Here is a 14,039-nt window from a genome sequence, read left to right as displayed (position 1 = left end):
TGACCTAGGGTTTCCAGTCAAAGGCATCAATTTCTTCCAGACATGCCTTAAGTAGCTGAATACTGGCGGCCACATCGGCTTTGTTTGCCATCTCAATGACCTGATGCAAATGGCGGGTCGGGATGGAAATCGCTCCTGCGATGGCCCCCTGTTTGCCCATCCGCTGTACTCCTGCCGTATCCGTACCTCCTGCCGTAAGGATTTCCGTCTGATAGGTAATGTTGTTTTTGGAAGCTGTTTCTTTCATAAAATTCACCATTCGGTAATCACAAATAGCGGATGAATCCATGATTTTAATGGCAGTGCCCTTTCCCAATTCCGTGATTTTTTCATGGGCGGCCGCACCGGGAAGGTCAAAAGCAATGGTAGTGTCCAGGGCAATCCCAAAATCAGGATCGATTTGGTGTGCAGACACCTGCGCTCCGCGTATTCCTACTTCTTCCTGAACGGTAAAGGTAGCGTACACATCAAAAGCCGGAGATTTCAATTCCCGCAAGGTTTCCAGCAAAATAAAAACGGCGATGCGATTGTCTATGGATTTGCAATTCACACAATTCCCCATTTCCACCAATTCCCGCTCCCGCGTAACCGGGTCGCCTACCTGCACCCATTGCTCTACTTCCGATTTGTCCATACCCAGGTCGATGAAATAATCGGTAAGTTTGGGAAGCTTGGTTTTTTCTTCCTGGGTCATCACATGGATGGGTTTACTTCCCATCACACCGATCAGGTCTTTTTTTCCATGAATGATTACCCGCTGAGCGGTTAGGGTTTTGGGATCAAACCCTCCCAGTGGGTGGAATCTCAAAAAGCCATTTTCATCAATATGAGTGACGATAAAGCCGATTTCATCCATATGAGCGGCGACCATCACCCGTTTATTTTCGGGATTTCGTTTCCCCCTTTTAATCGCAATTACATTCCCCAGGTTATCGACAGAAATCTCATCCACCAAATCCCGGACTTCCCGGACTACAAAATCCCTGATTTTCTTTTCAAATCCAGGTGCTCCTGGCAACTCACAAATTTGCTTTAATAAATTTACATTGATCATTGAAGCTGATTTTTCAGTTAATAGGCCCTGATAACTTTTCCTTCCATGTAATTAACGAAAGCCTTATTGACCACGCGCATACCTCCTTCTGTTGGGAAATCGCCCGTAAAATACCAATCCCCTCTATGCGCCGGGCAGGAAAGGTGCAGGTTTTGTACAGTTTGGTAGATCACGTGTACCTCTGCCTCAATGGTTTCTGACGTGATAATCTGGGCAATTTTATCGGAAATCTCCTGATCCGTAAAAGGATCGTATATTTCTTTCACGAAATTCACTTGCTCATCCGGATCCGTGGTGCATTTATCGTACACCCGGTCCAAGGTATTGTCCATGCCGCGTTCCTTTAAAAGGGCCACAGCCGCCCGGAAGGCAATGAAGTCTCTCATTCGGGACATGTCAATGCCATAGCAATCCGGAAACCGAATCTGGGGAGCGGAGGACACGATGATGATCCGTTTGGGCTTAAGCTTATCCAATGTGGTGAGGATACTTTTTTCAATGGTGGTACCCCGTACGATGCTGTCATCAATCACCACAATGGTGTCCACCCCTGAGCGGATGACTTCGTAGGTGGTATCATACACATTAGAAACCATGATGTCCCTATCAGAATCGTTGGTAATAAACGTTCTTAATTTGACATCTTTGCTCACCAGTTTTTCCACCCTTGGCCTGAAATTCAATAGGTCCTCCAGGTCCTCCAGGTGCGGCTTTCCTTCTATAAGAATCTCGCGTCTTTTGGCACTCAGGTAATCCTCCAGCCCCTCGATCATGCCGTAGTAGGCCGTTTCTGCGGTGTTGGGAATATAGGAAAACACCGTGTTTTTCAAGTCAAAATCGATGGCTTTGAGGATCTGGGGCACCAATGCCCGGCCGAGGTTTTTTCGTTCGCGATAAATATCCGGATCGGTGCCTCTGGAAAAATAAATCCGCTCGAAACTACAACTCTTTTTCTCACGCGGCGGGATGATTTCATGCTCTGCATAGGAGCCGTCCTTGTTAAAAATCAGGGCATTTCCTGGCTGGATTTCCTTTATTTGTTTGTAATCAATATTAAAAGCAGTCTTGATGGGCGGTTTTTCCGAGGCCACCACGATGATCTCATCGTCGGCATAATAGTAAGCCGGACGGATACCGCTAGGATCCCGTACGACGAATCCCGCTCCATTTCCTATCAGCCCTGCCATGGCATAGCCCCCGTCAAAATCCCGGCAACTTCTTCTCAATATTCTGGCCACATCCAGTTCCTGCTCGATTACTTCCGTGATTTCCCGGTTGGAAAACTGCCCTTTGTATTTATCAAAAATTCGCTGGTTTTCTTCATCCAGAAAATGGCCAATTTTCTCCATCACCGTAACCGTATCCGTTTTTTCCTTGGGGTGCTGTCCCAACTTCACCAGGTTGTCAAACAACTCCTCCACATTGGTCATGTTAAAATTCCCGGCCATTACCAAATTACGGCTACGCCAGTTATTTTGCTTCAGAAAGGGATGGCAGGTTTCAATACTGTTTTGACCATGTGTCCCGTAGCGTAGGTGGCCCAACCAGACCTCACCTGAAAAAGCGGTGTGCTCCTTTATCCAGTTGGCATCCATCAGATCCGCCTCACTACCGGCTTTTTTGGCCTTTTTGTATTTCTTGTTGATTTTTTGAAAAATCTTGGTAACGGCCTCAGACTCCACCGAACGGTAGCGGCTAATATATCGGGTTCCCGGTCTGGTATTTATCTTAATATTTGCCAAACCCGCTCCGTCCTGTCCTCGATTGATCTGCTTCTGCATCAATACATAAAGCCTGTTGGCCGCATAAAAAGGCGTGTCGTATTTATCGATATAATACTGTAACGGTTTCCTCAGCCGGATCAGCGCAATCCCACATTCGTGTTTGATCTCGTCACTCATAGTCTAATGGCAGGGTGAATGAAGTCACAAAGTTAATCCTTTTTTTAGGAATAAAATCCTGAATCCCACCAAACTTAACCAATAAAATTAAAAAAGCCAGCAGCAATGTTATCGGCCAAAATGCAGACCTTTGGCGAATTTTATTCCCATAAAGGATATTTCTGCAATCGTATTTGTTTTCCAAAGAATAATTTGGTGGTTTCCTCAAATGACACTGTGTAATCGGAAACCAAAAACCGGTCTTCATTAGCGGCAGCTTTTTTTGCCAGGAGCTGATGGTATCCCAAAAAAGCGGCGACAGACTGCGCTACCGTTTCTGAAGCATCGATGAGATCTACCGCTCCTTTATAAAAATCCATAATTTGCTTTTTGATCAATGGATAGTGCGTACAGCCGAGCACCAATGCCTGAATATCCGACAGGGCAGGTTGGGAGAGGTAAGAAGCGACGATTTCATTGCTTATATTTTCCATATGAAATCCTTCTTCGATCATGGGAGCCAATAAGGGGGTTGCCAGGGACTTAAGTTGTATTCCCGCATTAAGCGCATTGATCTTTTGCAGGTATACTCCGGAACCAACGGTTTGTTTTGTTCCAATCAGTCCTACTTTCTCGCCGGGGTGGTTTTCTCTGAGGTAATTCACGACGGGATCGATGACATTGAACACATGTGCTTTGGATGCCACATAGGCCTTTACCAATTCATAGGCCGCGGCTGAGGCCGAATTACAGGCGATCAGTATTAACTTGCAATTTTGCTGTATCAATACGTCCGCAATTTTTATGGAATAGGCCTGAATGGCAGCGGTGCTTTTGTCTCCGTAAGGTAAATGCGCCGTATCACCAAAATAAATAATTTGCTCATCAGGCAACAATTTTTTAACCTCTCTGGCCACTGTCAATCCACCAATACCGCTATCAAAAATCCCGATCGGGGCCTGTGCCTTTATTGCCATAAACTCACCCTATAAATTAAAATTAAACCCAACTCTAAAACTTACCAACCTAGTACTGCTTCAGTCCTTGCTACCTTTCCGACTAAAAATTAGGCTTTCAGAAAATAAATCCCCGGGTTCACGCACCCGGGGATCTGCAAGCGAAGAGGTTAAACTATTATTAAACTACCACAAATATACAAAAAAATGTTTAGCCACAATAGTCGTCGAATATCACCACTATGGGTATTTTCTACCCAATTTCAGGTGCTTTCTGTTTAGCAGTTGGTGAAATTTGAAATGGCACAATTCCTGTGTCTATCTGTAAAAGAATAAAACCAGCTATGAATAGGAAATTAACCAGATGGGTTAAATGGATGGCTTTTGCGGGATTAGTCCTTAGTGGCTTACTTTCCATAAAGGCCCAACTAAATGAGAATATTAAACGAATATGGGACAACCAATACGTAATAAATGACGTAAACGAGTCCATATGGGCAGACACGTCAAGCATTGCAGTAACGGAACTTCCCACATCTATCAGGGATGTAATTAGGAATGACAGTCTTATAAATAATTTACAGATTACAGCGGTCAAAAAAATTTCGAAGAAAAATAATAACTACTACGATGTCTGTTTCCTGGATAGTGATAATTTCAATATTCTGGTGATGTACAATAAAGATGGCGGTGTAATCAACCAACTGCACGCATACGAATAACAGCTAAGCCAACGTTTACCAAAAAGCACTGATTGCAAAATCGGTGCTTTTATTTTATATTTAACGATATCTGGATGGAACTTTATGGCAAAAATACTTCTGATAGAAGACGATCTGACCTATTCAAAAATCATAAAAAACTTTTTGGAAAAAAATGGGTATGAGATTACCAGCAGTACTAAAGTGACGGAAGGGCTGCAGTCATTAGAAAGAACTAATCCTGATCTGGTCATTACGGACTATAGATTGCCGGATGGTACCGGGATGGAGGTGTTGGATCAGGTCATACATTATTTCCCAACGATCCCTGTCATACTCATTACCAATTATTCGGACATTCGAACTGCCGTAAAATCCATGAAGATGGGGGCTTTCGAATACATTACCAAACCCATTAATCCAGATGAACTACTACTTACGGTTAAGCAGGCTCTAAAAAAGGACCCTCGGAAACAAGCCGTCACGCCAGAGAAAAAGTCATCCCCTCCCCGATCGGAGTCAGTTGATCTATCCTATCAAATCGGCCAAAGTGCACAGGCGCTACAGATTGAAAAGCACATTGAATTGGTCGCTCCTACCGATTTAAGCATCATTGTTTTAGGAGAGAGTGGAACGGGAAAAGAATACATTTCCAAAAGGATTCACCAAAAATCAAAACGAGCCCATGGGCCTTTCGTAGCGGTAGATTGTGGCGCTTTATCCAAGGAACTAGCTGGAAGTGAGTTATTTGGACACGTTAAGGGTGCCTTTACCGGGGCTATCGATCATAAAACAGGTCATTTTGAAAGTGCGAATGGAGGGACCATTTTTTTGGATGAAATAGGAAACCTTAGCTACGAAATTCAAATTAAGCTTTTGCGTGCCATTCAGGAGAGGCAAATAAGAAAAATAGGTGGTAATAAAGATATTTCCATCGATGTCCGAATAATAGCAGCCACGAACGAAGATTTGCAGGAATTAGCTAAATCAGGGCAGTTTCGAGAGGATCTCTTTCACCGACTAAACGAATTCAGCCTAAGAGCTCAACCCTTGCGAGAAAGAAAAGAAGACCTTCAGTTTTTTGCCATGCTTTTTCTGGAAAAAAGCAATGACAGTCTTGAAAAAAACGTAACCGGATTTAGCCCGGAGGTAGAGAACATATTCATGGAATATCACTGGCCAGGAAATCTTCGGGAGCTTAAAAATATCATTCGAAGAGCCGTCTTGTTAACCGGCGAAGGATTGGTCCAACCAGAAGTGATTCCATCAGAGTTATTAGAGAGCGAGGCCATTTCCATCATGGACATTCATTCCGCCAGAGATTTGAAGTCATCTTTCGAAGAGCAGGAAAAATCATTAATACTAAAAACCCTGGAAGAAACCAAATTCAATAAATCCAAAGCCGCAAAAGTGCTAAATATGGACCGGAAAACCTTGTATAACAAACTTGAAAAATACGGACTGGACTAATCGGCCAGTGCATACCCAAATCGCTCTGCCAGGTCCTCGAGTAGTGGGCTTATTTTTTCTGTCAGTTCCCAAACTAACTCCCGAATCCCATCGGTTTCTCCTGTTTTAAGTTTGGACTCAATCGTTTTCGCTATCCTTCTTTCTTTAAATTTTAGCTGCCCAAGTCGACTAGAGAGTTGGTGAGCAATCGCTTGGATTTTCGGGTAGTCTTTCTCATCCGATGCCTTATTAATGCGAATGAGGTCTAATCCCGTTTGAGTGTAGAAACCTTCCAAAATATCTTTAAACAATTCCTCGTCTCCCATGCAAAACTTTTTGATTTCAGAAAGATCATAACTACTGGTAGTTCCCTTTAACCCTGTTGCAGGAGTAACGGGGGAGTCAACCAAGGGTGGTGGGGCTTTTCTTGCACCAGGCTTGAGGCTGGCCGTTATTTTCCCGATCAACTCTGCCTCTGTAAAAGGCTTGAGAATGATATCATCAAACCCTTCCTTAAGTAAGTCTTGTTTTTCTTTGGCAAATACATTTGCAGTGATCGCTAAGATCGGTATTTGACTGTATTTTTCCCGACGTTTAAGGCTGGCCAGGACCTGATAACCATCTATTTCAGGCATCTGTATATCTACCAATGCCAGATCAAAATCTTCTTCTTTGAAATTCTTCTCGAATTCGATCCCTCCCAGAAAAGAAATCACCTCAGCCCCTAGTCCCTTTAACAACAATCCGGCTAATTGGAGACCCAATGGATCGTCGTCTACCAGTAGTACCCGAAGCCCTTCCATTCGCTCCATCTGCATGGTCGGAATCACGGTATCTTCTTTTTTATCCAATAGTGTGGTCGGTAGAAAAACGATAAAATGACTTCCAACTCCCGGTTCACTGAAAACCCTTATCTTTCCTTCTTGCAAATCCACCAGTTTTTTGGCGATGGCCAGACCCAGACCGGTCCCCCCGTATTTTCTCGAAATACCTCCGTCTCCCTGGTTAAATTCCCGAAACAGGTTTTGTTGTAACTCAGGGGACATTCCCAGGCCTGTATCTTTCACTTCAACTACCAGATTTCCTTTTTTATCACAAGAAACCCGCACCTGCACCTTCCCTTTCTCAGTGAATTTTACGGCATTAGATAGGAGGTTGGTCATGACCTGGTTCAGTCGTAGCTCATCACCCAGAAAAAACTTTCCTTTTGGTAATAAAATGGAAAAATCCAGCGAAAGGCCCTTATCAAGGGCTTTTTGACGGAAAAAGGAATGCAGGTTCTTAAAAAAAGGTAAGGGATCAATGATTCCTTTTTCAATTTTTATCTTGCCCGCTTCAAGTTTGGAGAAATCCAATATATCATTGACGATCCCCAAAAGGGTACCCGAAGCAAAATGAATCATTTTAGCATACTCCTGCTGCTCTTGATCCAGAGAAGTTTTTGACAAAGCCTCATTGTATCCCTGAATAACATGCAATGGATTACGTATTTCATGACTCATCCTGGCTAGAAAATCTTGCTTGGTTCTGGCCAGGTTATCCGACTTCTTTTTGGCTTCCGTCAACTTTTCCTGATAGGTCTCTGATTTCTTAATTTCACGGACAATGCTAAAAATAAAACCAGAAGAGCCGATCACTCCTACCACAATGAGGACCCCTAAAAGAAAGGAAAAGTTGTAAGTAAGCGCATAGGCAGATTCATTCTCTGCCTTGGATTTAAGGAGTGCCTCGTTTTGTAATGAAGTAACGATAGCCTGAATATTGATGATGAGTGCTCGGTTTTTTTCATTGAGTTCCTGTTCCAACTCTCTTAACCTGGATCTCAGGAATTGCTCTTCGTTGTTGATATCGAGCACCATTTGGCGCACCGTGTAAATAATAGAATCCGAGCCGAAAAGCGGTTGGGCATTTTCGGGATTTACCCTGTTCAAATTCAATCGTAACATGGCCAATATCTTTTCCATGTCTTGTTTGCCACCCGCAGCCAATGACTCACTAGAAGTCCCTTCTCTTTCTGTGCTATCTGGTTTTTTTTCCCCGGCAGGAGGATTCAAGCTCGAACCTGGATTAATACCAATCCTGATTTTTCCCAGGCTTTGCAGTCTGCTTAACTCTTCTTTTCTTTTTATCTTTCTTTCAATGTTATTCAGGGCTTCTTTACTGAAATTCCTGTTGTAAAGGTTGTTTTTCACATCCTCCAACCCTTTGTAAACCACCATGAGCTCGTTCACGCTGTAGTCAATACGCTTTACCTGATTCATCTCAGCAGAATCTGCCACCATGGCTTCCAGTTTTCTGATTTCCTGCTGAATTTGGCGGTAGTAATTAACATTTTCACTGGAATCTTCCTCAGAAATAACACTTCTGGATTTATCCAATTGATAAATATCTGCTAGTAATTTATTTAAGTTGCGTAGTTTCTGGTTGGGCTCGGAAAGCGATTCTACCGAATCAAGTAACTGGTCAACACTATAAATGGTAATCACCCCGGCTCCTACTATCAGGCAGGTAACCAGAAAAAACCCGGAAATAACTTTAATTCTTGTATTAAATCTCATAGACATGGCTAATTAAACGAAGCACTAGTGACCTTTGTCGTACAGAAGGGCTTAAATGTAACCATAAAATGCGGATTTTTGTATTTAACAGCCTGAAAATGAAGCTGGTTTTATACGCGCTCTCCATTATTACGCTTACGATTTCATTAGGGGGAAATCAGGTTTTCCTCAGCTACTTCGTCGGTGGTGGATTGCTGCGTAATGGACTCAAATACATGGTAAATAGCATAATACGTTACCGGCACCGTCACCACCAATCCTATGCCAAAAAGAAATGCTCCGGCAATATTACCAATAGCCAATATTAATCCAAAAACGAAAAAATTCATCCATTGCTTGTGGATTATTTTCCTGCTGTATTCAAGCGAATTCCAGAAATCCAATCCGGCAAAAATACTGATCAGTACCCCAAACATATAGGCCACCATCAGGTAAATTCCAGGTACCAACAGGGCAAATAGGCCCAACACCGTCAAAAACTGACCAATAATCCAAACCAATATAACAGGAATATAATACCCAAAGCCTTTAAAAAAATCCGGGTAATTCACTGTTTCATTCAAACTAACCTTATTGGCTACCAGGTAAAACCCAGCAAAAAGAGGGCCTGCCATAAATAACGAGAAAACGAACAAAAAATCCCTGGCATAAACCATGAAAAAAAATTGGATGGATAATATTAGCAGGGTGAACAAAATGGAATATACTTTTACTTTCTTAAAAGTTTCCCAGCCCTGAATGAAAGCCTCCTTTATGTCAAATTCATAGGGCTTCGCAATAATTGATTCCAGGTGGTTTTTGTCCATTTTTTTATCCTAATTTGGTTTTTTTATGTAATGCGTAATGCTATCGGGTGATTGCTTCCAGTATGTCATGCTTCGTGATGATATGGACCCGGTGGGCTTCATCCCTCACCAACACGGCCTTTTCTTTTTCTACCATGGACGAAAGCACGTCCAGGGTGCTGTCCAACGCCACAAAATGCATGGAGTCTTCCATCACTTTTTCTACCGAGGCATCCTTGATCTCCGGATTTTCAATAATTTTAAGCAGCAGCTTATTATCGGTCAGGCTTCCTATTACCTGCCCATCCTCCATCACCGGAATCTGGGAAACACTTTTTTCATTCATAAGGGCAATCGCATCCCTGATTTTATCTTCTTTGCGGACCACTACGAGCTGATAGGCTTCATTTCTGCCCGCTACGATATCTCTGGCAGTACCATAGGCTTTATCCTCCAAAAATCCGTGGTTCCTCATCCAATCATCATTGTAGACTTTCCCCAAATACCGCGTACCATGATCGGGGAGTAACACTACCATCACATCCCCCTTTTTTAGATTTTCTCGGGCATATTCCAATGCTCCATGAACAGCGGAACCGCAGGACCAGCCCACAAATAGCCCCTCTTCCCTGGAAAGCCGACGGGTCATGACGGCCGCATCCTTATCCGTAACCTTGATAAAATGATCAATAACTGAAAAATCAACGTTCTTGGGCAAAATATCTTCCCCTATTCCCTCCGTCATATACGGGTAAACTTCATTTTCGTCAAACTCCCCCGTCTCTTTGTATTTCTTAAATACCGAACCATAAGTATCAATCCCGATGGAAACCATTTCCTTATTTTGCTCCTTCAGGTATTTGGAAGATCCTGACATGGACCCCCCGGTCCCTACGCCAGCAACGAAATGGGTGATCTTACCTTCGGTATCCTTCCAGATTTCCGGACCGGTGGTTTCGTAGTGAGCCTTCCAGTTGGAAAGATTATCATACTGATTGGGATAAAAGGAGTTGGGAATGTCCTCATTCAGTTTCCTGGCGACGGCATAATACGATCTTGGGTCATCCGGAGCGACATTGGTCGGGCATACAATCACCTCCGCCCCTACAGCTCTCAAAATATCAATTTTTTCCTTGGATTGCTTGTCAGCCATCGTAAATATGCATTTGTAGCCTTTGGCTATGCCTGCCAGCGCCAGTCCCATCCCGGTGTTTCCACTGGTTCCTTCAATTATGGTCCCCCCAGGCTTTAGAATACCCTCTTTTTCAGCATCCTCCACCATTTTTATTGCCATCCGGTCTTTCATAGAGTTCCCGGGATTGAAATATTCCACTTTCACCAATATCTCCCCTGCTATTCCCTTATTAATCTTATTCAAACGGATCAAGGGGGTATTCCCAATAGTATCTATGATCGAGTTATAAATCATGCACTTGTATTTTTTTAAAGCAATTTAACAAAAAAGAGCCAGCCATATAGACTCAAAGGTAATAAATAGGGTCCGTACCGGATGAAACCGACTACTTCAGTCCGGCCAAAAGATACAATACTGCCATTCGTATCGCTACTCCGTTTTCTACCTGTTGTAGGATAATGGAATGCTCCGAATCGGCTACGTCTGAATTCAGCTCCACTCCTCTATTGATAGGGCCGGGATGCATAATGACGATTTCTTTATCAAGCCGGTTCAGCAGTTTCTTGTTCACTCCGTAGTATAATGAATATTCTCTTAACGAAGGAAAATATTTTATTTGTTGTCTTTCTAACTGAATCCTTAATACATTGGCTACATCACACCACTGAAGTGCTTTAAACACTTCCTGCTCTACCTGAACGCCAAGATCCCGAATGTATTTCGGCAGCAGGGTAGCAGGTCCGCAAACCATCACCTCTGCTCCTAGTTTTTGCAGGCAGAAAATATTGGACAAAGCCACTCTGGAATGAAGAATATCTCCGATAATGGCGACTTTCTTTCCTGCCACATCGCCTAATTTCTCCCGGATAGAAAAGGCATCCAACAAAGCCTGGGTGGGGTGCTCGTGCGTACCGTCTCCCGCATTCACAATATTTGCCCGGATATGCCTGGACAGGAAATGGGGTGCCCCGGGACTGGAATGCCGCATGACCACCATGTCCACTTTCATAGCCAGAATATTATTTACCGTATCGATAAGCGTTTCTCCCTTTTTCACCGAACTACTCCCGGAAGCAAAATTGACCACATCGGCGGAAAGCCTTTTTTCGGCCAGTTCAAAGGACAGTTTGGTACGGGTTGAGTTTTCAAAAAAAACATTGGCGATGGTGATGTCCCGGAGCGAGGGTACTTTTTTAATAGGTCGGTTCAGCACTTCTTTAAAACTATCTGCCGTTTCAAAAATCAACTGAATATCCTCCTGGTTGAGATTTTTTATCCCTAGTAAATGTCTGGTGCTGAGCTGCTGCATAGGGCTGTTATTGTTCCTTTTCAGTGATCCAAATGGCATCTTCAGGATATCCTTGAGACTGCCACTCGACACTCACATACTGACTTTCAAGTGTATTGACCTGACGGCCAAAATAATCGGGCTTGATGGGGAAATCACGGGTATATTTCCGGTCAATCAAAACCATTAATTCTACCTTCTGTGGGCGCCCAAAGGCAATCATGGCATCCATGGCTGCCCTTACGGATCTTCCCTTGTAGAGTACATCGTCTACCAAAATCACCTTCTTATTTTCTATCAAAAAATCGATCTTCGTCTCGTTTGCTTTCAGCGGAAGATCCCTTCTCCTGAAATCATCCCGGTGAAAAGTGGCATCCAGGTGACCATATCTCAGCGAAACCTGTTGGATTTCCTGCATGCGTTGGATGATTCTATCCAGCACCAATGCCCCCCTGGGCTGGAGCCCCAGAAGTACCGTATTTTCAAAGTCATCATGGTTTTCTATCAATTGATGACAAAACCTACTGATGGTAATGGATAGCTGCGTTTGGTCAAGAACAAGTCTCTTCTGCATGATTGAAATTTGGAGCAAATATAGGGATTATTTGCATGAGCCTTCCCGCCTTAAATGAAATCCTCTACTTTAATTTTTGTGAAAAAGTTGACTTCCCTGCTTTCAGCTCTCCCATCTTCCCCTTGATAACGGATTCGCTGCTTTCCACTCAGCAAGTAGTAATCATCATACCACCACAGTAACTGCAGGCTATTTTCTTTGGTATCGGCAATTCGTTCATTTTCATCGATTAATTCCAATTCAAAGGGCTCGTTTTCGATAACTACCTCGCCATCCTTTATCTGGCTTAACATCAACATCTCCTCGTCCAAATACATGTAAAACAGGCTTCTTCCATCAAAGCTGATTTCCCCATATTTTACCGGTCTGGTTTTGCTATCGCTATCCAGATCCAGGCTGTTGTCCCAAACGATATTCCCCTCCTCATCGAATAAAATAAACTGAGCCGCAAGGTATTTGTACTGATTACTTACCTGACTACTCCTGAATCGGGGATCCATCCAAAGAGGGTTGTATAATCCCCCGTAGCCGCCCATCATGGGATTTAGACGGTAAAAATTACTGGCATACATGCCGTCTCTGGGAATGTAACGGGAAGAAGAGGAAATAAAATGGTCGTTGTAAACCAGGTAGTACCCGTCCGAGCTATTGATTTCCCGGGTGACTACCACGTTTCGTATGGGTATCTGTTTCCCTCGATCCAGGTTTCTTTCTACCCTCCTGAGTTTGCGCTCCCTGGCTTTCTCCGGCAAGTAGTTGAAAAAATTTTCAAAATCAGAAACGGAGTAAAATTTGTTTTCGTATTCTCCAAATTCATTGATTTTCGTAAAATACAGTCCCTGGTAGGCTTCCTTTTTTCTCAATCCGTAGGGCCCTATAAGTGCTTGTTTGTATTGATGAGAGGAAGTAAGTAATCCCTCCACAATTTCCATTGAGGGGTCTCCCAACTCGTCGATGGTAACTTCCCGTAGTTTGTTGCCATTGATGTCAAACGTAAGAATGGAGACGATCTTTTTTTTGTAAAAATCCCGACTGCTGATCACCACGTCAAACACATTTAACTCAGGGGCTTTTCTCATCTGTAAAATTTTCGCATCTTTTTCAAATAGCCCCGGTACCGTAATCACCTCTTCACTCAATATATCGAAAATTTGAATAACGGGGCGGTAGTCATATTTGCCCATGAAAACCGCCTGTTTATTAAAGACCAGGAAATCCTGCAATTCCATTTCCAGGATACTATTCAGCTCTAACTCCTGCATCGTTTGGTTTTCCAAATTAATCTCAAAAATGGCTTTTTCAGAACCGTATTGGGAGCCTTTATTAAACAATACGTACAGAAAATCCCCATCCAGGTCAAATCCCACCAGTTCATAAAATCCCTCTAGCTTTATCTGCCTGGGCGAATCTGCCCTTAACTGAAAATCGCCCACCACATACTCGAAAATATTTTTACCTCCATAAGTGGTTTCTGATTTCATTCGAAACGCCACCATTCCATTTTCCCTTGGCAACACAAAAAAATCGTCTTCCGACCATCGGGTATCTACTTCCAGACGTTGGGTAAACTGTACCTGAGCTATCGTATAAGAGCTCCACGACAGGAGAGCAAGGAAAATAACGAGAAAACGACTATTCATATAAGTAGGTTTATGCTAC

General features: G+C 43.2%; 11 protein-coding genes. 2 read left to right on the top strand and 9 right to left on the bottom strand.

All coding sequences use genetic code 11. The features are described 5' to 3' along the window. Positions 1 to 4: 4 nt before the first annotated feature. The 3 genes from GJS45_RS21845 to murI all read right to left on the bottom strand — a co-directional run bounded on the left by GJS45_RS21845 (position 5) and on the right by murI (position 3,911). The gene (locus GJS45_RS21845) at positions 5 to 1,054 is read right to left on the bottom strand and encodes a M42 family metallopeptidase (protein WP_162344017.1); all 1,050 of its coding nucleotides are present in this window, start codon (positions 1,052 to 1,054) and stop codon (positions 5 to 7) included. Between the two features lie 17 nt (positions 1,055 to 1,071). Continuing rightward, positions 1,072 to 2,955, bottom strand: coding sequence for an amidophosphoribosyltransferase (locus tag GJS45_RS21840; protein ID WP_162344016.1), 1,884 nt, complete (start codon positions 2,953 to 2,955; stop codon positions 1,072 to 1,074). Between the two features lie 140 nt (positions 2,956 to 3,095). Next, positions 3,096 to 3,911 carry a glutamate racemase gene (gene murI, locus GJS45_RS21835; protein ID WP_162344015.1) on the bottom strand — a complete coding sequence of 272 codons (816 nt, stop codon included), beginning with the start codon at positions 3,909 to 3,911 and terminating at the stop codon, positions 3,096 to 3,098. Between the two features lie 323 nt (positions 3,912 to 4,234). Here murI and GJS45_RS21830 point away from each other — a divergent pair, with 323 nt between their 5' ends. After that, positions 4,235 to 4,612, top strand: a complete 378-nt coding sequence (locus tag GJS45_RS21830) for a hypothetical protein (RefSeq protein WP_162344014.1) — start codon at positions 4,235 to 4,237, stop codon at positions 4,610 to 4,612. Between the two features lie 84 nt (positions 4,613 to 4,696). Further along, the gene (locus GJS45_RS21825) at positions 4,697 to 6,061 is read left to right on the top strand and encodes a sigma-54-dependent transcriptional regulator (protein ID WP_162344013.1); all 1,365 of its coding nucleotides are present in this window, start codon (positions 4,697 to 4,699) and stop codon (positions 6,059 to 6,061) included. Here GJS45_RS21825 and GJS45_RS21820 read toward each other — a convergent pair. The 6 genes from GJS45_RS21820 to GJS45_RS21795 form a co-directional block, all read right to left on the bottom strand. Continuing rightward, on the bottom strand, positions 6,058 to 8,598 hold the full coding sequence (locus GJS45_RS21820) for a hybrid sensor histidine kinase/response regulator (protein ID WP_162344012.1): 2,541 nt from the start codon (positions 8,596 to 8,598) through the stop codon (positions 6,058 to 6,060). The two genes, GJS45_RS21825 and GJS45_RS21820, sit on opposite strands and share 4 nt — an antisense overlap. Before the next feature lie 146 nt (positions 8,599 to 8,744). Continuing rightward, entirely contained in the window at positions 8,745 to 9,404 is a 660-nt protein-coding gene (locus GJS45_RS21815) for a DUF2189 domain-containing protein (protein WP_162344011.1), read from the bottom strand. 40 nt (positions 9,405 to 9,444) lie between these two features. Then, positions 9,445 to 10,812, bottom strand: coding sequence for a cystathionine beta-synthase (locus GJS45_RS21810; RefSeq protein ID WP_162344010.1), 1,368 nt, complete (start codon positions 10,810 to 10,812; stop codon positions 9,445 to 9,447). A gap of 91 nt (positions 10,813 to 10,903) precedes the next feature. Next, positions 10,904 to 11,827 carry an aspartate carbamoyltransferase catalytic subunit gene (locus GJS45_RS21805; RefSeq protein WP_162344009.1) on the bottom strand — a complete coding sequence of 308 codons (924 nt, stop codon included), beginning with the start codon at positions 11,825 to 11,827 and terminating at the stop codon, positions 10,904 to 10,906. Positions 11,828 to 11,834: 7 nt separating this feature from the next. Next, on the bottom strand, positions 11,835 to 12,380 hold the full coding sequence (pyrR, locus tag GJS45_RS21800; protein ID WP_162344008.1) for a bifunctional pyr operon transcriptional regulator/uracil phosphoribosyltransferase PyrR: 546 nt from the start codon (positions 12,378 to 12,380) through the stop codon (positions 11,835 to 11,837). 50 nt (positions 12,381 to 12,430) lie between these two features. Beyond that, a complete protein-coding gene (locus GJS45_RS21795; RefSeq protein WP_162344007.1) occupies positions 12,431 to 14,020 on the bottom strand; it encodes a transcriptional regulator in 1,590 nt (529 codons plus the stop codon). Between the last annotated feature and the right edge of the window lie 19 nt (positions 14,021 to 14,039).

Origin of the sequence: Cyclobacterium salsum (assembly GCF_010119245.1) — a bacterium.
GTDB classification, from domain to species: Bacteria; Bacteroidota; Bacteroidia; order Cytophagales; family Cyclobacteriaceae; genus Cyclobacterium; species Cyclobacterium salsum.
This window is presented reverse-complemented; position numbering and strand designations above follow the sequence as displayed.